17 protein-coding genes and 1 pseudogene are annotated in these 17,209 nt (G+C 37.4%); 3 read left to right on the top strand and 15 right to left on the bottom strand.

The features are described from left to right. The 15 genes and pseudogenes from PY093_RS11460 to gnd all read right to left on the bottom strand — a co-directional run. Positions 1-507: pseudogene (locus tag PY093_RS11460) on the bottom strand (transketolase); the annotation flags it as partial. A gap of 14 nt (positions 508-521) precedes the next feature. After that, positions 522-1,376 (bottom strand): 6-phosphofructokinase, encoded by an 855-nt coding sequence (locus tag PY093_RS11455; RefSeq protein WP_275646015.1) that lies wholly within the window; start codon positions 1,374-1,376, stop codon positions 522-524. Positions 1,377-1,659: 283 nt separating this feature from the next. After that, positions 1,660-2,379, bottom strand: coding sequence for a hypothetical protein (locus PY093_RS11450; protein WP_275646014.1), 720 nt, complete (start codon positions 2,377-2,379; stop codon positions 1,660-1,662). Continuing rightward, the gene (locus PY093_RS11445) at positions 2,366-3,472 is read right to left on the bottom strand and encodes a molybdopterin-dependent oxidoreductase (protein WP_275646013.1); all 1,107 of its coding nucleotides are present in this window, start codon (positions 3,470-3,472) and stop codon (positions 2,366-2,368) included. Before PY093_RS11445 ends, PY093_RS11450 begins: the two co-directional genes overlap by 14 nt. 104 nt (positions 3,473-3,576) lie before the next feature. Further along, complete coding sequence (locus PY093_RS11440) at positions 3,577-3,837, bottom strand: HPr family phosphocarrier protein (RefSeq protein ID WP_275646012.1); 261 nt, start codon at positions 3,835-3,837, stop codon at positions 3,577-3,579. A gap of 21 nt (positions 3,838-3,858) precedes the next feature. Continuing rightward, positions 3,859-4,767, bottom strand: a complete 909-nt coding sequence (locus PY093_RS11435) for a dihydrodipicolinate synthase family protein (protein ID WP_275646011.1) — start codon at positions 4,765-4,767, stop codon at positions 3,859-3,861. Positions 4,768-4,788: 21 nt separating this feature from the next. Then, on the bottom strand, positions 4,789-5,784 hold the full coding sequence (locus PY093_RS11430; RefSeq protein ID WP_275646010.1) for a C-terminal binding protein: 996 nt from the start codon (positions 5,782-5,784) through the stop codon (positions 4,789-4,791). 23 nt (positions 5,785-5,807) lie between these two features. After that, entirely contained in the window at positions 5,808-6,704 is an 897-nt protein-coding gene (locus PY093_RS11425) for an AEC family transporter (protein WP_275646009.1), read from the bottom strand. Positions 6,705-6,710: 6 nt separating this feature from the next. Then, a complete protein-coding gene (gene dgoD / locus PY093_RS11420; RefSeq protein ID WP_275646008.1) occupies positions 6,711-7,859 on the bottom strand; it encodes a galactonate dehydratase in 1,149 nt (382 codons plus the stop codon). A 28-nt stretch (positions 7,860-7,887) separates the two neighbouring features. Beyond that, positions 7,888-8,532: a bifunctional 4-hydroxy-2-oxoglutarate aldolase/2-dehydro-3-deoxy-phosphogluconate aldolase gene (locus PY093_RS11415; RefSeq protein WP_275646007.1), complete on the bottom strand. Its 645-nt coding sequence runs from the start codon at positions 8,530-8,532 to the stop codon at positions 7,888-7,890. A gap of 21 nt (positions 8,533-8,553) precedes the next feature. Next, the gene (locus PY093_RS11410; protein ID WP_275646006.1) at positions 8,554-9,519 is read right to left on the bottom strand and encodes a sugar kinase; all 966 of its coding nucleotides are present in this window, start codon (positions 9,517-9,519) and stop codon (positions 8,554-8,556) included. Between the two features lie 29 nt (positions 9,520-9,548). Beyond that, positions 9,549-10,829: a TRAP transporter large permease gene (locus PY093_RS11405; protein ID WP_275646005.1), complete on the bottom strand. Its 1,281-nt coding sequence runs from the start codon at positions 10,827-10,829 to the stop codon at positions 9,549-9,551. A 17-nt stretch (positions 10,830-10,846) separates the two neighbouring features. Then, the gene (locus PY093_RS11400; RefSeq protein WP_275646004.1) at positions 10,847-11,377 is read right to left on the bottom strand and encodes a TRAP transporter small permease; all 531 of its coding nucleotides are present in this window, start codon (positions 11,375-11,377) and stop codon (positions 10,847-10,849) included. Positions 11,378-11,622: 245 nt separating this feature from the next. Beyond that, on the bottom strand, positions 11,623-12,678 hold the full coding sequence (locus tag PY093_RS11395) for a TRAP transporter substrate-binding protein (RefSeq protein WP_275646003.1): 1,056 nt from the start codon (positions 12,676-12,678) through the stop codon (positions 11,623-11,625). 31 nt (positions 12,679-12,709) lie between these two features. After that, positions 12,710-13,606 (bottom strand): phosphogluconate dehydrogenase (NAD(+)-dependent, decarboxylating), encoded by an 897-nt coding sequence (gene gnd / locus PY093_RS11390; protein WP_275646002.1) that lies wholly within the window; start codon positions 13,604-13,606, stop codon positions 12,710-12,712. A gap of 294 nt (positions 13,607-13,900) precedes the next feature. Between gnd and PY093_RS11385 the strand changes: the two genes are divergently transcribed. The 3 genes from PY093_RS11385 (at position 13,901) to PY093_RS11375 (ending at position 17,163) form a co-directional block, all read left to right on the top strand. Beyond that, the gene (locus tag PY093_RS11385; RefSeq protein ID WP_275646001.1) at positions 13,901-14,758 is read left to right on the top strand and encodes a MurR/RpiR family transcriptional regulator; all 858 of its coding nucleotides are present in this window, start codon (positions 13,901-13,903) and stop codon (positions 14,756-14,758) included. 125 nt (positions 14,759-14,883) lie between these two features. Next, complete coding sequence (locus PY093_RS11380; protein WP_275646000.1) at positions 14,884-16,356, top strand: gluconokinase; 1,473 nt, start codon at positions 14,884-14,886, stop codon at positions 16,354-16,356. Between the two features lie 51 nt (positions 16,357-16,407). Beyond that, a complete protein-coding gene (locus tag PY093_RS11375; protein WP_275645999.1) occupies positions 16,408-17,163 on the top strand; it encodes an SDR family oxidoreductase in 756 nt (251 codons plus the stop codon). Positions 17,164-17,209: the final 46 nt, after the last annotated feature.

The raw sequence follows: 17,209 nt of genomic DNA, 5'->3' as shown, positions 1-17,209 counted from the left end.
TGCCGCCTCAGCTGATACACCTTCCATTAAGTCCCCATCACCACAAATACTGTATGTATAATGATCAACTACATTGAAAGATTCCTTATTGTAGGTTCCTGCTAAATGACGTTCAGCCATTGCCATTCCAACTGCCATCGCAATACCTTGGCCAAGTGGACCAGTTGTTGCGTCTACACCAGCAGTATGACCAAATTCTGGATGTCCAGGGGTTCTGCTCCCCCATTGACGGAAATTTTTAAGATCGTCAATTGTTAAATCATAGCCGCTTAGATGTAATAAGCTATATAACAACATCGATCCATGGCCTGCTGAAAGGACGAAACGATCACGGTTAAACCATGCAGGATTGCTTGGATTAATGTTCATATGCTTCGTCCAAAGTGAAAATGCCATAGGTGCTGCCCCCATCGGCATTCCTGGATGGCCTGAATTTGCTTTTTCAATAGCATCAATGGATAGTGTTCTAATCGCAGCGATTGATAAATCTTCAATAGTATGTGTCATCTCTTTCATCTCTTTCATCTCCTTAATTTGTCTGTACTAATAAAAAAAATCACTTGATCATCGCGGATAACTAACCGGCCGGATTTTCCACTTGTTTCGATCCAGTTAAATACCTTTTGGATGATTTTTTTTGTTAGAATACGATCTTGCGCTGTAGGGTATGGACCTACACATTGTGATTCATCGATGACGACCACTTTACAGTCAATGTTGGTTTGATCAGCAAGCAGTTCTTCTATTCTAGATGGTTCGACTGAACGATCCATTAACAAGAAGAAATAGCTCTCTCCCCTATCTTGCTCTAAACGTATAGCCTGTTTTATTCTTATAATCCCTTTTTCTTCAGTAGATGTAACTACTTCCGCTCCTACTGCTAAAGCTGTATTCCAAAGCAATGGAGTAGGTTTTTTGCCAGGTAATTGAATGTGAAATACTCTTAGCTTGTGATAGGACAAAGAACTCGCAGTATCTCTTATCTTTTCAATATTTGTGATGATTGAATTGATTGCAGTATCGTACCCAACCGTATATTGGGATCCATCAACATCATTATAGATAGAAAGAGGTATATGTAAGGTTTTTAATGTTTGAAACCTATTTTGCTGGTCTCTTCCTCCGAGTACAATGATTGAATCAAATTGATCCTCAAGCACAGATACATTTCTTTCATCCCAATTTTTCTCCGGATAGCTTTTTAAGAATACTTCTTGCTGTTGGTCTAAGGTTTTAACTGACGTTTGGTTTACTGTACGATCAAATTCAATTCCATACAAAGAGTAGCCGTAGATAGGTGATCCCTCTATTAACGATCGAATAATCTCGGTAGCTCCTACAGAAAATGAACCGAAGTGTACCACTCCTATTTTCATTTTCATACCTCCGGTGTAATTATGAAAATATGTTTATTTACAAATGGACAATTGTATCATTTATAGTATACGAAATATTTATGGTGATATAAATACCTAAATGAGTAATTAGTGTGAAATTTATTTCTTTTTCATTTGAACTTTGTTTCAAATTTCCTTATTAATATTGATTTGATTTCGAATTAATTTTTAATTTGGCAGGATTTCCATTAAATTTTGTGAGTTTTAAACAATTTATCCTAAAAAATTCTACCAATGTTCAGGATTTTTATATAATGCTCACTCACTCAATCTCCATAGCTCCACGAGATTCGACAGGAAGTTCAGCTTTCCCTTCTTTAACCCCTTTAAACTCTAGTTGATACACCAACTCATCTGGATATGAAACAAGCGGACCCACTGTGTTAGGACGGATAGGCTCAGCCACTAACTTTATCATAGACAAATCTCCATCAATAACTTTCATTTCAAGTATAGTATTTCTTTGTTCCTGCAGAATAACACCTCTAAATTCAAGATCATCAATATCGTTTAAACGAGCACTAAATGTTAAATGAGTATTTTGTTCTTCAACTGAGATTTCAGCTGCATTCTTCAGCAATTCTTTCGTCCAAACAAAAGGATTATCTAATGGAATAAATTCCTGTAAAAGTCTATGTGGTCTTACACCAAATTTCCATTCATCTCCACTGTTTATATAGAGTTTTTCGTCGGTAAAATATACTGTGAATGTGAAATCACTGCCATCAGAAATGGGTGTAGATATATCATATTCAGCTAACTCTGCACTCCATGACCCTTGACTGTACGAGTAAAGTTGATCATCTCGTTTATAAAGTGTCTCTACCATAAAACTCTGTCCTTGATAGCCATCTAAATATTCATTCCATCTCTCCAAATGATACTCTTGTTTACTTGGAAAAAGCAAAAAGCCAATCGATAACCCAATCACGATTGATACACTAGGTATTAACCACTTTTTTATAGGCTTATAGGTAACCATCTAAATCATAGTCTCCGTTCTGCTGCCAATAGCCGTATTCTCGTTCATCTCTAATGGTCAATCTGTTTAACCATTTTACCGACTTGAATCCGTACATAGTTGGGTGGTACAAGCGGCAAGGATACCCTTGCGAATATTTTAGTGGTTCACCATCTAGTTCAAAGACTAGCATGGCGGCTTCCTCAAGTAACTGTGAAAGTTTAAAGGTATCAAAATACATTTCATCACCAGAATAGGCGGTTACAAACTGGTTCTTTGGTGAAATATCAAAGGTCTCAAATAGGTCTTTTATATATACACCCTTTAATTCGACACCCTTAACACTCCAACCAGTTACACAATGAAAATCGTCGATAATCGAAACCCACTTTATTTGTCGTATTTGCGGCAATGATAAAGTAATAGGCTCATCTACTAGACCATCTATTGTTAAGTTCCATTCACCCGGTTCATACCTTGGGTAATCATTCGTCACATTGTAAATTCGGAAGTATCCTCTTCTCAAGTTTGCCTCTGAAGAAATATTTAAGATTGGTGAAAGCCATTTAACCCAGCCCCCGATGAAAACCATCACTGTAATCATTAAAAGAGATTTCACAAAGTCTCTACGTTCCAAACGATTTTCTTCAATCCATTCTGGTTTTTTCGTGTTCCTCTTCCACCATAACGGCCATGGCACTTCTCTTCTGAGTGAATGCCCAATACTATGAACAACGATCCATGGAAGAGAAATCCATGTTGAGACGTCATGAACTGTCACAGCTAAATTCCTTGCAGTAGCAGGGAATGAAATATGAAAATACATAACCAGGCCCGAAACAAACCATGCTACACAAAGTAAAATGATAAATGTAACATTAAACTTTTTAAGAAAAGCCCTCTTGTAAATGTAGTTCCATGCTCCCCTTAGCGAAAACAAGACCACTAGTATATAAAAAATAGCGATCCAAATATGAATCGCTACAAGTGGAATTTTCCATTCATTAAAAGTAGTTCGTAAAGGTTGAATATAAAGACACAAGCCCGTAAGAAGCAGTAAACATACGAAAATAGCATGGAAATGATGAGCATTAATTAACCACTTTGGTTTCATCTCGTTCAGCCCCTTTATAAGAAAAGCGCAGGGCGCCCGCCTATTGGCTTATGACCTCAGGTCCGGTGGCGCCTGGTCAAGGCACTCTGCTCATGTTAATTCATTTAAGAAAGGTATTTTACTACTTCTTCTAACGCTTCCTCGCAATCTTCGCCAATTGCTTTGATTGTTAGGGTATCACCATTTTTCAACTGTAACGTAATTAAACCGAGAAAACTTTTTAAATTAATTTCATGTGGGGTTCCATTAACATTCTTTTTAAGAAAAATATCGGATTGGAATTTTTGGGTAGCTTTACTCACTTCTACGATTGTTACCTTTTCGGAGATGTTTACATTTATCGTTTTACTGCTACTCTTTTCCATAAGGATAACCTCCTTCAAATATTATAGTAAATTCGCCATCTTTAGAATTGCTCTTAACTCTTCTTTATTCTCATCTGATAATGGACTTGCAGGTGCAAGGACATGTGTTGATATTTGTAGTCCCCTCATGACAATTGCCTCTTTAATTACATTGACAAATGGAGAATCGAGCTTATACATTAATGGAAGTGGAGCAAGCTGTCTATGTAGATTAACCGCATTTTCATAATCATTTTCTAAGCATGCTTGATAGATTCCAATTGTTAACTCGGGTGCATAGTTCGCACTTGCAGAGATTGCACCATCCCCACCAAGAGCCATGGTGTTAAACAGATGATCATCAAAACCAGCAAAAACTGCGAAATCAGGTCTTACGGATTTTACTTTTAAAATCATTTCTCGTATATGGCCGGCAGTATCTACTGTTTCTTTTATGCCGACAATATGAGAATAAGAACTTGCTAAGTCACGAACGAACTCTGGAGACAAATCCTGACCTGTTAGGTTTGGAAAATTGTACAGGAGGATTGGTAAGTCAACGGCTTCAGCTATTTTTACATAATGGCCGCGTAAGTTATCATTTGTAAGTGGCCAGTAATATGGATTGATAACAACGACTCCATCAGCACCAACATCTTTAGCATGCAATGACAATTCAATTACTTCATCCGTACTTGCACTACCAGTGCCAATTAAAACAGGGACTCGTCCGTCGATATACTTGGTAGCGAACTCAGCTACTTCTTTACGGCCAGCTACTGACATTTGACTAAATTCTCCACCAGTCCCTAGGAAAAATAGTCCATTTACACCTGCATTAAGTAGGAATTCTATTAGCCTGGCTGTACCCTGTTGATCAAAGTCACCATTTTCATCAAATACGGTTGAAACAGGCGGGATGATTCCTTTAAAAATTGGTGTTGTCGACATGTCCTTCCCCCCAAAAGTTAATTATTCTTTTTCTTTCAGACTTACTTTTACTTTTACTTCTTTATTAACCAAATATGTTGGATAATAACCTGATAGTACATCTGCAACATTCCCAGCTGCTTTTCTTTTTAGTTCAGTCTCAGCTTCTACTGAGTAGAATGCAGAATGAGGGTTTAGAATGACATTATCCATTTTTAATAATGGATTTGCAGCTTCAATCGGCTCTACTTCTAAAACATCTAGGCCGGCTCCTGCAATTTTCCCTTCTTGCAGTGCAGCGATAAGGGCCGCTTCATCAATAACAGGACCACGTGCAGTGTTGATAATGAAGGCTTCTCTTTTCATTTTATTGAACTGATCATGGCTTATCATACCTTGCGTATGTTGATTTAGTGGCGCATGAACTGAAATAAAATCTGCTCTTTCACAAAGTTCATCTAAGCTAACTAGCTCTACATTATTTTGTTTTGCTACTTCCTCGGGTACAAATGGATCAAATGCGATGACATTTAGACCAAAGGCTTGAGCTTTTTTCGCAACTGTTTGTGGGATATTTCCATATCCTACAAGTCCTAATATGCGTCCTCTTAAGCGGAAAATAGGAACTGCAACATTGAAATTCCAATTTCCACTCTTAACTGCATTATTCATTAATGTTATTTTACGTGCACATGAAAGTAATAACGCCAGCGCATGGTCTGACACTTCATCTAAACAGTAATCTGTAACATTACCTACCATAATCCCTTTTTCAGTTGCTGCTTCGATATCGATTGTATTAAAACCCACACCATATCGGGAAATAACCTTACATTTCTCAAGATTTTCAATCACTTTACGAGTGATTGGAGCATATTGATTGATCAGAGCATCTGCATCTTTGGCTGCTTCTATTACCTCTTCTTCCGTACGACATTGAGCAAATGTCAACTCAATTCCAAGCTTATTTAAAACCTCATTTTCCGGTGCAAATGATTCATATTCATAATCTGTTACTAGAACTTTATATTGGCTCATTTTTGACACTCCTTAGGGTGATGTTATCCTAATAAAATCAGTAAAAAGGTGATAGAAAATATACTGACTATTGTAGTAATTAACGTAACACTTGAAACAAGATCTGGTTCTGTCTCATACTGCACAGCATACAATACTGTTGTGGCAGCAGACGGCATTGCCGCTGATAGAATTAAGACCTTTTGAAGAATGGGGTCCATTGGAATTAACAGGATGATTCCAAATGCAATTAGAGGTGATAGAAACAATCTAGTCATTACACCAAAAGAGATTTTATCCCACTCCATGTTCGTCAATTTAATTTCGGCAAGCTGCATCCCTAGGATTACCATCACAAGTGGTATTGTTGCCGGACCTACTAAATCCACTGCAGATAAAATATTTTCTGGTATTTTAATTCCACCTACATTTAGAATCAATGCAAGAAGAACGGCATAGGTTGGCGGCATTTCAAATACAGCTTTTAAAGCAAATTTAATCCCTGCTTTTCCCCTTGCAGCATAGTAAATTCCAAAGAAATTCATAATAATAGCCTGTAAGACTAGAAAAGAAACAGCATAAGCAAACCCAGTATCACCGTACGCAAATAAAACAATTGGTGCCCCATAATTGCCTGCATTCATAAAAGCTGTTGATAAAATAAGGCCACTTTCAACCGAGGTATCATGCTTTCTGATGTTACAATAAATCTTATTAACAATAATCAAGGCAACTAACAATAGTATGGAAAACAAGACCATGATCGCATACTGCTTATTAAGCTCTGCACGATAAAAGGTTTGGAACACTAACATTGGCGTTAATATGTAAATAGCTACAGTTGACAGAGGCTTGATATCAAGCTTTTTCCACTTCTGAATCCCGTATCCTGATAGAAAAATTAGTAATACAGGTAATACAACTTGAATAAAAATAGTCATTTTTCCTTACCACTCTGCAATTGTTCCATCCTTATGGCGCCATACAGGATTTTTCCAATTATGACCTACTTCTGCTTGCTTTCTTACAAATTCCTCATTTATTGAAATACCAAGACCTGGTTTATGTAACATATCTACATACCCATCCTTGTATTCAAATACTTTTTTATCATTTAGATAATCAAGTAGGTCACTGCCCTGGTTATAATGAATTCCTAGGCTTTGCTCTTGGATGAACACATTATGGGAAGTTGCATCTACCTGTAGGCATGATGCCAATGCGATAGGCCCTAATGGACAGTGTGGTGCAACTGCTACATCATACGCTTCAGCCATAGCAAAGATTTTCTTGCATTCAGTGATTCCACCTGCATGTGAAAGATCAGGTTGGATAATGTCAACATAACCATCCTCTAACAGCTTTTTGAAATCCCACTTTGAAAACATTCTTTCACCTGTTGCAATTGGAATATTGGTAGCACGAGCAATCTCACGAAGTGCCTCGTTATTTTCAGGTAGGACAGGCTCTTCAATAAACATTGGTCTAAACTGCTCTAGCTCTTTCGCTAAAATTTTCGCCATCGGTTTATGAACTCGACCATGGAAGTCAATCCCTATTCCTATATAGTCTCCCACCGCTTCACGTACAGCCGCAATTCTTTCTACTGCTTCATCAATTTTTTGATAAGAATCAATATATTGTAGCTCTTCTGTTCCATTCATTTTTACAGCAGTAAAACCAGCTTCAACTGCCTCTTTAGCAGCCTTACCGACTTCACTTGGTCGATCCCCGCCAATCCATGAGTAAACACGGACAGAATCACGACAAGCTCCACCCATTAATTCATAAACAGGTGCGTTGTGGTATTTTCCTTTAATGTCCCACAGTGCTTGGTCAATTCCAGAGATAGCACTCATTAAGACCGGACCGCCACGGTAAAAACCTGACCGGTACATCGTTTGCCAATGATCTTCAATACGTAGTGGATCTTTACCTATTAAATATTCGCTCAGTTCCTCAACTGCCGCTTTGACAGTAGCCGCACGACCTTCAACTACAGGCTCTCCCCACCCAACGATTCCTTCATCCGTCTCAATTTTCAAGAATAACCATCTTGGTGGCACAATGAATGTTTCAAATTTTGTGATCTTCATGTATGTAACTCCCATCGTTTAACGCATATTAGTTTCTAGCTTTTTGTATTTTCTTAATAAATTCTCTAGCAATCTGTGTTAATACATCATAACGTTCTTCCTCAATAGCCTTTTTATCTAACAATGTTCCACCAGCACCAACAGCTATCGCACCACTCTTAATAAATGCCTCTACATTGTCCAAACTAACCCCACCTGTTGGCATCATTGGAATATGTGGTAATGGTCCTCTTAAATTTTTTATATAATCTATCCCAAGCGAATCGCCTGGGAATACCTTTAGTAAATCAGCTCCTGCTGAATAGGCTTGAACGACTTCAGTCGGTGTCATAACTCCAGGTATTGAAATTCTGCCATATCGATTGGTTATTTGAATTGTTTCAAGATCAAATATTGGTGAGAATATAAAATCTGCTCCTACATCAATTGCGCTTTTAGCAGTCACCGCATCTAGGACTGTCCCCGCACCTACAAGAACTTTATCGTTAAAGGTTTCTTTTAAGCTTTTAATCATTTCTATTGAGCCCGGTGTATCAACTGTAATCTCTAAAGCTCCCACCCCACCATTAACAAGTGCCTGGGCAATAGAATGGATTTGTGATTGCTTTGGCTTGCGGATGACTGCTACAAGGCCAGATTCTTTGAGGCGAATTAAGTCTTCCCATTTTTTCATAACCCTTATCTCCCTTCTCAATTACCGTTTGACATCCCTAGACCCTGAAATTGGATCCATAAAACGTTCAACAGCTGATAATGTTGGTAGTCCTTCAACATCTCCACTCACACCAACTACCATTGCTCCAATTGCATTTGCACGTTTCACTACAGTTTCTAATCGTTCATTTCGTAAAAGACCGCTTAAGATTCCTGCTGCAAATCCATCTCCCGCTCCTACAGGATCAACAATTTGTGAGACCGGGAAGCCTGCAACATATGCCTTTTCATTTTTCGTATGAAAATAAGCCCCTTTACTTCCAAGCTTGATAACAATTGTCTTATCGGCGTCTCCCATAAGAGCTTCGGCAACTTCCTCAACCTCTGTTTTGCCTGTCATAAATTGACCTTCATCAAGACCTGGCAAAATAACATCTGCGTGTGTTGCGATTTCATTAAATACTTCCTTTGCTTGTTCGGCTGACCAAAGTTTCAAGCGCAAGTTAGGATCAAAAACAATCGTCATATTATTCCTTTTAGCTATATCGATAGATGCTAAAACGGTTTGATAACATGATTCACTTAGTGCTGGTGTAATCCCAGTAATATGAAGAATTTTCGCTTGTGCTATGTATTGCTCATTTAAATCAGCAGGCTCCATAAAGCTTGCAGCCGAATTTTTTCTGTAATAATATACATTCACGTCTTCTGGCGATAATCTTTCTTTAAAGATTATTCCAGTTTGAGCTTTTTCTGTAAAAAGACAGGAAGATGTATCAACACCTTCCCCACGAATGTATTTAAGAATGTACCTGCCAAATGGGTCATTTCCAAGCTTACTAGCCCAGCCAACTGAATGGCCTAGTCTAGTTAACCCAATTGCAACATTTGATTCTGCACCACCAATTTGTTTTGGAAATTGGTGCACATACTCAAGTGGAAGCATTTGTTCTGCTTGGAATAAAACCATGGTTTCACCTAACGTAAACACATCTATTTTATTCATTTTAAACAACCTTCTTTATCTAATTTTACTTAACCACCCAAGCTCACAAGGAATAATGAGATTTGCGGCATAAATGTAATGAACAATAAGGTAATTAACATTGCAAAGAAATATGGAACAATTGCTTTTGACAAAGATTCAATTGATAGCCCAGAAATTCCTGAAGCTACAAACAAGTTAACACCAAGAGGTGGTGTAATAAATCCAATTGCTAAGTTCACAATCATAATGATCCCAAAATGAATTGGATCGTAACCAATTTGTATTGCGATTGGTAATAAAATTGGTGTTAAAATAATGATTGCAGCTAGCGTGTCCATAAATGTACCAACGATTAGTAATAAAACTGTAATTAACAAGATAATTATTAGAGGCTCACTTGATATAGAGAGCATTGCGTTTGCTACTTTTGTAGGGATTTGTTCGATTGTTAAGAAACGACCAAACGCTGTTGCAGTCCCAACAATAATTAATACTGTAGCAGTTGTTAAAGCAGAGTCGGCCAATACCTTAGGTAAGTCTTTAATGCGCAGTTCACGATATAATATTACCCCAGCAAATAAACCGTATACTACAGCAATAACAGCAGCTTCAGTTGGAGTGAAAATCCCTCCATAAATACCACCTAAAATGATAATTGGGATTAATAAAGCCCATTTCGCATCCCAGAGTGCTTCCCATATCTTTTTAAGAGAAGTAGGTTCCTCTAATCCTTTATAACCTTTTTTCTTTGAATAGTAGTATGCCCAGACCATCATTGATAAGCCTACTAATATTCCAGGAATAATACCTGCGATAAATAAGTCCCCGATGGAAGCATTTCCAACAACTCCGTAGATAACCATTGGAATACTTGGAGGTATAATTACTCCGATTGATCCAGCAGCAGCTACAGTAGCTGTAGCAAATTTCTTATCATACCCTTGACGTACCATGGCAGGTATCATAATTCCACCAATTGCAGCAACAGTTGCAGGACCTGAACCTGAAATGGCAGCAAAGAACATACATGTAATAATTGTTGCAATTGCAAAGCCACCCGTCTTATTTCCAACAAGAGCATTCGCTACTTTAAATAACCGTTCTGAAATTCCACCCTTACCCATAATCTCTCCTGCTAAGATAAAGAACGGAACAGCCATTAATGGAAATGAATCAACAGAAGTAACTAGTTCCTTCGCTAAGAATTCAACCGGCAAACTACCAGAATAAAAAATTGTAATAAGGGTAGCTAATCCGATAGATATTCCAATTGGAACTGTTAAAAACAATAATATCGCAAAACTACCAAACAATACGGCAGCAGTCATCTTATAAACCCCCTAGATTATTCAAGAACATCTTCCCGAATTCTTTCTGCTTCAGTGCGTTCATCTACTTCATCCTTACCTAGTAAGGCCCTTATATATTTGATAAGGTTTTGGATTAGTCTAATGAGTGTCAATCCCATTCCAATTGGTGTAGCCATATAAACGAGACCCATCGGAATGCTTAATGCTGGAGATTTTTGACCAAAGGACAATAATTTTGTAGCGATATCATATCCGTATCTAATGACAAATAGAGCAAATAAGATGAACAATATATTCGCTATAATTGTTAAAATAATTCTTCCTTTATCTTTAAGTAACACTAGGACAACATCTACTTTAATATGTCTTTGTTTTTTTACGCCATAACTAATACCGATATAAACAAGCCAAATAAAACAATACCTAGCTAATTCTTCTGACCAAGATAAGGAATTATCTAAAAGTCTCATAATTACTTGGATAAAAATGACTGATACCATTACCGAAGAAAAGACAACTAATAATGCCTCTTCTATATGTCGATCAAACCATCTGATGATTTTCATTTTGATCTCCTCTTTACTCATAAATTAAATTAACGATAGATACGCGTAGTGCGCCAGGAGCTAGGGCACAAAACCTAAGTTCACACTTTTATATTTTTATAATTTAAAGAAGGCTCGGTAAAAGCCGAGCCTCTAGGCGACAGCAGAGCCGTAGTTCACCTTGTACATTATCAAGTATTTATAATACTTTAAGGAAAAAAAGACTTTGAGAATAGCTTCTCCCCAAAGTCTTTTTAAATTAGTAATTACTTAGAAGCTTCTTCAATTGCACCGTATACTTCTTGAACGATATCTTTACCAATTTTGTCAGCATACTTGTCAATTACTGGTTGAACAAGCTCTTTCATTTCAGCATATGCTTCTGGTGAGATTTCAGTATATGTTACACCTTCAGCTTGAAGATCTTCGATATATTTAGCATTTGCTTCACGGTTTAATTGACGCTCGTATAATCCTGCTTCAACTGAAGCATCTTTAACAATTTTTTGTTGCTCTTCAGTTAATCCATCATAGAAAGACTTACTCATTAAGAATACAAACGGGCTGTAGATATGGTTTGTATTTGAAACATAATCTTGAACTTCATAGAATTTTGACAGATAAATTGTTGCAAATGGGTTTTCTTGTCCATCAACAGTACCTTGTTGCATTGCAGTAAATAGTTCTGTAAATGCCATTGGCGTTGGGTTTGCACCTAATGCACGGAAGGCTTCTAAATGTAAATCATTTTCCATTGTACGAAGTTTTAAGCCTTTAAAGTCAGCAGCACTAGCAATTGGAGTCTTACTGTTTGATACTTGACGGAATCCATTTTCCCAGTATGATAAACCAACTAGGTTTTGGTCTGATAATTTGTCAAGGAATTTTTGTCCTACTTCACCGTCTAAAACTTTGTCAGCAACTTGTTCATTCGGGAATAAGAATGGGAAATCGAATACACTGAATTCTGGAACAAAGTTAGCTAAAGGTGCTGTCGAAGGAATTACTACCTCTTGAGTACCTAACTGTAAAGCTTCTGTCATTGTACGGTCATCACCAAGTTGCCCACTGTGGTATGTTTCAACAATGATTTGACCATTTGTTTTTTCTTCAACGATTTCTTTAAATTTTAAAAGTCCTAAATACTGTGGGTGTTTATCATTTAATCCAATACCAGCGCGAATTGTTTTTACTTCACCTGTGTCAGCGTTTTCTTCCTTGTCAGTACCATCATTACCTTGGTTAGCTTCATTATTTCCACCACATGCTGCAAGTATAAGAATCATAAATACAGCTAAGAAAAGTCCTAGAATCTTTTTCATTTGTAAATCCCCCTAAAATTATTTTTATGTTTTATTTCTTTACTACCGCATGGCCACCAAACTCATTTCGTAGTGCCGCAACTACTTTACCAGTAAATGTGTCATCTTCTAATGAACGATATCGCATTAATAACGATAAAGTGATAACCGGTGCTGGTACCTGTAAATCTAAAGCTGTTTCAACTGTCCACTTACCTTCACCTGAAGAATTCATGATTCCGCGAATTTCATCTAGCTTAGGGTCCTTCGAAAAGGCATGTTCAGTTAATTCCATCAACCAAGACCTTATAACAGATCCGTTGTTCCAGACTTTAGCTACTCCTTCGTAATCATAGTCAAAATCACTTTTCTCAAGAATATCAAAGCCTTCTGCAATTGCTTGCATCATTCCATATTCGATTCCATTATGGATCATTTTTAAAAAGTGACCACTGCCTACCTTACCAGTATAGAAGTAACCGTTTTCAACTGTGATGTCTTTAAAAAGCGGTTCAATTGTTTTGAAGGTTTCTTTATCTCCACCAACCATTAAGCATGCACCATTTCTGGCACCGTCTACTCCACCACTTGTCCCACAATCAAAAAAATAGATTCCTTTTTCAAGCAACTTGTTTCCTCGATGGACTGAATTCTTGTAATTTGAATTCCCTCCATCAATGATGATATCGCCAGGCTCTAAAAGAGATTCTAAATTAGAGAGAACGCTTTCAGTAATATCACCAGCAGGAACCATTAACCAAACCACTCTTGGGGTTTCTAGTTGCTTAACAACTTCTTCTAAGGTAAATGCTCCAATCGCACCATCTGCAGAAATACTGTTAACTTGTTCTGCATTAACGTCATTTGCAACTACCTCATGGCCATGTTCAAGTAAGTTAAGAGCTAAGTTATAACCCATTTTACCAAGGCCAACCATCGCTAACTTCATGTATTGTAACCCCTTTCACAGTGTTTCGTGAAAATTTATTTCCTATGAGCTTATTATATAATAAATATTTTTTATTTCAAGGACTAAATTAAAAAAATATTTTTTGTTAAAATAACCAAGTAAGAAAAAATATTTTTTTATTTAAAAGTATTGTATTATTGTAGATAATGATATTCTTTGTGAAAACGATTGCGGATGGAGTTATTTCTGCCGAAAGATACCACTATACTATTTCAATTCTACTTGTAAGCGTTTGTATTACTAATGGTAGTTACTTAAAAGGAGAATTTAGTTATGATTGAATCACAATCCCCATATTGCTTTACTAGGATTCGCGCTATATATTCGCAATTGAGTGATAAAGAAAAAATGGTGGCAAACTATATCTTGGACCATCCAAATAAAATTATTCATTCCACAATTAGCCAGATTGCTGAGAATCTAGAGATTGCAGATGCAACTGTTTTTCGTTTTTGTAAACGAATAGGGTTTAAAGGGTATCAAGCTATGAAAATTGCCCTCGCATCAGAAATTGCTTCTCCAATGAATGACATACATGAAACTATAACAATGGATGATGATGAAAAAACAATCGCTGAAAAAATTTTCAAATCCAACATTAGGACTCTTGAGGATACCCTTCAGATTATAGATGCAAAGCATTTCACAGCGGCAGTACAGGCATTAACAAACGCTAGAAAGATTGACTTTTATGGAAGTGGTGGATCTGGGGCTATTGCAATGGATGCGCATCACAAGTTTCTTAGAAGCGGATTACTAACAAGCTGTTATACTGATGCACACTTGCAGGTCATGAGCGCCTCTCAATTAACAAGTCAAGATGTAGTTGTTTGTATATCACATTCTGGAACAAGTAAAGATATTATAGAAGCTTTAGATGTAGCTAAATCATGCGGAGCCACGACGATTGGCATTACTCATTTCGCTAAGACACCTTTAAGTCGAAAGGTAGATATTCCACTGCTAACAGTCTCGGAAGAAACCGAATTTAGATCTGAAGCACTAGCTTCCCGACTTGCTCAATTAAGCATCATTGACGCATTATATGTTAATGTGAGTGTAAAACTAAAAGATCAAATGAAAATATCTTTACAAAAGATGAGAAATGCAGTCTCTATTAAACGTATATAATAAGAAAAGCGCAGGGCGAGCGCGCGAGGAACGTCAACTAAAACCCGCCCGGCCCTGTAGCGAACAGCAACATCAGCACATCCTCTGCACGTCAAGCTTAATAACTTAATAAAGAAGGTGTAATTTTGAATAAATCTATCGTAATAGGACTTGATATAGGAACAACGAGTGTTAAGGCTGTTGCCTTTAATAAAAGCGGAAATGTACTTGGGGAAAAAGAGGTTGAATATCCTCTTTATACTCCTCAACCTAGCTGGGCCGAACAAGATCCTCTTGAAATCGAACATTCAACAATACGTGTGATACGGCAATTAATTGAATCAAATAAGTTTGAACCTACTTCTATACTCGCTATCGGACTTTCAAGTGCAATGCACTCCCTTATTTGTATAGACAACAACGGTGAGCCATTATCTCCTTCTATTACATGGGCAGATGGTAGAGCCGCTAAACAAGCAACCCTTTTAAAAGAACATGGCGGACTCCTTTATCAGGCAACTGGAACTCCTATCCATCCAATGTCTCCCCTAGTTAAGCTTATTTGGATGAAGGAACAAAATTACGAGCCCTATAAATCAGCTTCGAAGTTTGTCTCAATAAAAGAGTTTTTATTATACCGTTGGTTTGGCACCGAACTCGTTGATTATGCTATCGCATCTGCAACAGGTTTATTCGATTTAAAAACTCTTACATGGAACCATGAGGCATTACAAATAGCGGGAATTACTGAAGATAAACTATTTTCACCAGTCCCTCCTTCTGAAGTGATTACCGGTTTAAATAAAGAAATTGCACTAAAAATCGGGATATCTACTACCACCCCGTTTGTTATCGGAGCAAGTGATGGTCCCCTAGCCAACCTCGGTATAGGTGCAATTAATCCTGGCGAAGTAGCGATTACTATTGGTACAAGCGGAGCAATTAGACAAATTGTTTCAACACCTAAAACAGATGAATTACAAGAAACCTTTTGCTATAACTTTACAGAATCGCTCTCTCTTATCGGTGGTCCAACGAATAATGGAGGGATTTTGTTGAAATGGCTGAGAGATACCCTTGGCTACAATGAGAGTTATGACAACCTGACCTCACTTGCAGAAAAGGTGGTTCCTGGAGCTGAAGGGTTACTCTTTCTCCCCTATCTAAATGGTGAAAGAGCGCCCCTATGGAATTCTCAGGTAAGAGCAAACTTATTCGGTCTTTCATTACGCCATGGAAAAGAACATATTATTCGTGCAGGACTAGAAGGAGTGATATTTGCAATATATCATGTCGGACAAGCATTAGAACGACTTGCTGGGGAGCCTACTAAGCTTCTTGCAAGTGGTGGATTTGCGAGATCACCACTTTGGCTTCAAATCCTTGCAGACGTCTTTAATCAAGAAGTACAGGTTCCAATTAGTCATCAGAGTTCGGCATGGGGTGCTGCTTGGGTTGCTTTATATGGAATTGGCGAAGTCAACGATCTCACTTCCATTAAAGAGCATATCCCAATGCAAGGACATTATATTCCAAATCCTACAAACCATACTATTTACAAAGAATCATTTGCAACGTATATGGAACTTTCAGAAGTAATTAACAAACATTATAAGTAAACCTTGTTAATGAGGGATATATATAGAATTAGGAAGGGACGGGGATGTAGGATGAACGATCTTTTTAACGTGAAAGACAAAGTAATTTTTATTACTGGATCAACAAGAGGAATTGGATTTAGTTTGGCAAAAGGATTTATAGAAGCAGGAGCAAAAGTAGTCCTTAATGGCAGAGACTTACTTAAGGTCAATGAAGCTGTTCATTTGCTTGGTGGTCAGGCATATGGATATGCATTTGATGTCTGTGATAAGCATGCTGTTTTTGAAGGAATAAGAAAAATCGAAGATGAAGTCGGTCCGATTGATGTTTTAGTAAATAACGCTGGAATTCAACGTCGTGCACCACTTGAAGAGCTTTCAGTAGAAGATTGGGAAACTGTTATCGATGTTAACTTAAACTCTGTATTTTATGTTTCACAATGTGTTTTTAAATATATGAAGCCTAGATTAAAGGGAAAAATTATTAATATTACGTCCCTAAATGCTGAAGCAGCTCGTCCAAGTATAGGAAATTACTGTGCTTCAAAGGGCGGATTAAAAATGCTAACTAAATCGATGGCAACTGAGTGGGGAAAATATAATATCCAAACAAATGCTATTGGCCCAGGCTATTTCTTAACTGACCTTACTGAAAAGTTAGCTAATGATCCTAATTTTGATAGCTGGGTTAAAAGTGAAGTTCCCTTGCAAAAATGGGGTAAACCAGAGGAATTAGTTGGTACAGCCATTTATCTAGCCTCTAATGCTTCAAATTATGTAAACGGTCATACTGTATATGTTGATGGTGGCTGGCAGGCTTCACTTTAAACAGAAAAGAGTGCTAATTACTAGTATTTGTCGAAAAATTAATAAA

Origin of the sequence: Cytobacillus sp. S13-E01 (assembly GCF_029193815.1) — a bacterium.
Lineage (GTDB): Bacteria > Bacillota > Bacilli > Bacillales > Bacillaceae_L > Bacillus_BV.
The sequence above is the reverse complement of the archived record's forward strand: the minus strand, read 5'-3'. Positions and strand labels throughout refer to the sequence as shown.

Coding starts and splice junctions, on each gene's coding strand:
- PY093_RS11405 (WP_275646005.1), bottom strand. CDS start 10,829: ATGACTGCTGCCGTATTGTTTGGTAGTTTTGCGATATTATTGTTTTTA.
- PY093_RS11400 (WP_275646004.1), bottom strand. CDS start 11,377: ATGAAAATCATCAGATGGTTTGATCGACATATAGAAGAGGCATTATTA.
- PY093_RS11385 (WP_275646001.1), top strand. CDS start 13,901: ATGATTGAATCACAATCCCCATATTGCTTTACTAGGATTCGCGCTATA.
- PY093_RS11440 (WP_275646012.1), bottom strand. CDS start 3,837: ATGGAAAAGAGTAGCAGTAAAACGATAAATGTAAACATCTCCGAAAAG.
- PY093_RS11455 (WP_275646015.1), bottom strand. CDS start 1,376: ATGAAAATAGGAGTGGTACACTTCGGTTCATTTTCTGTAGGAGCTACC.
- PY093_RS11375 (WP_275645999.1), top strand. CDS start 16,408: ATGAACGATCTTTTTAACGTGAAAGACAAAGTAATTTTTATTACTGGA.
- PY093_RS11415 (WP_275646007.1), bottom strand. CDS start 8,532: ATGAAAAAATGGGAAGACTTAATTCGCCTCAAAGAATCTGGCCTTGTA.
- gnd (WP_275646002.1), bottom strand. CDS start 13,606: ATGAAGTTAGCGATGGTTGGCCTTGGTAAAATGGGTTATAACTTAGCT.
- PY093_RS11430 (WP_275646010.1), bottom strand. CDS start 5,784: ATGAGCCAATATAAAGTTCTAGTAACAGATTATGAATATGAATCATTT.
- dgoD (WP_275646008.1), bottom strand. CDS start 7,859: ATGAAGATCACAAAATTTGAAACATTCATTGTGCCACCAAGATGGTTA.
- PY093_RS11395 (WP_275646003.1), bottom strand. CDS start 12,678: ATGAAAAAGATTCTAGGACTTTTCTTAGCTGTATTTATGATTCTTATA.
- PY093_RS11410 (WP_275646006.1), bottom strand. CDS start 9,519: ATGAATAAAATAGATGTGTTTACGTTAGGTGAAACCATGGTTTTATTC.
- PY093_RS11425 (WP_275646009.1), bottom strand. CDS start 6,704: ATGACTATTTTTATTCAAGTTGTATTACCTGTATTACTAATTTTTCTA.
- PY093_RS11445 (WP_275646013.1), bottom strand. CDS start 3,472: ATGAAACCAAAGTGGTTAATTAATGCTCATCATTTCCATGCTATTTTC.
- PY093_RS11450 (WP_275646014.1), bottom strand. CDS start 2,379: ATGGTTACCTATAAGCCTATAAAAAAGTGGTTAATACCTAGTGTATCA.
- PY093_RS11435 (WP_275646011.1), bottom strand. CDS start 4,767: ATGTCGACAACACCAATTTTTAAAGGAATCATCCCGCCTGTTTCAACC.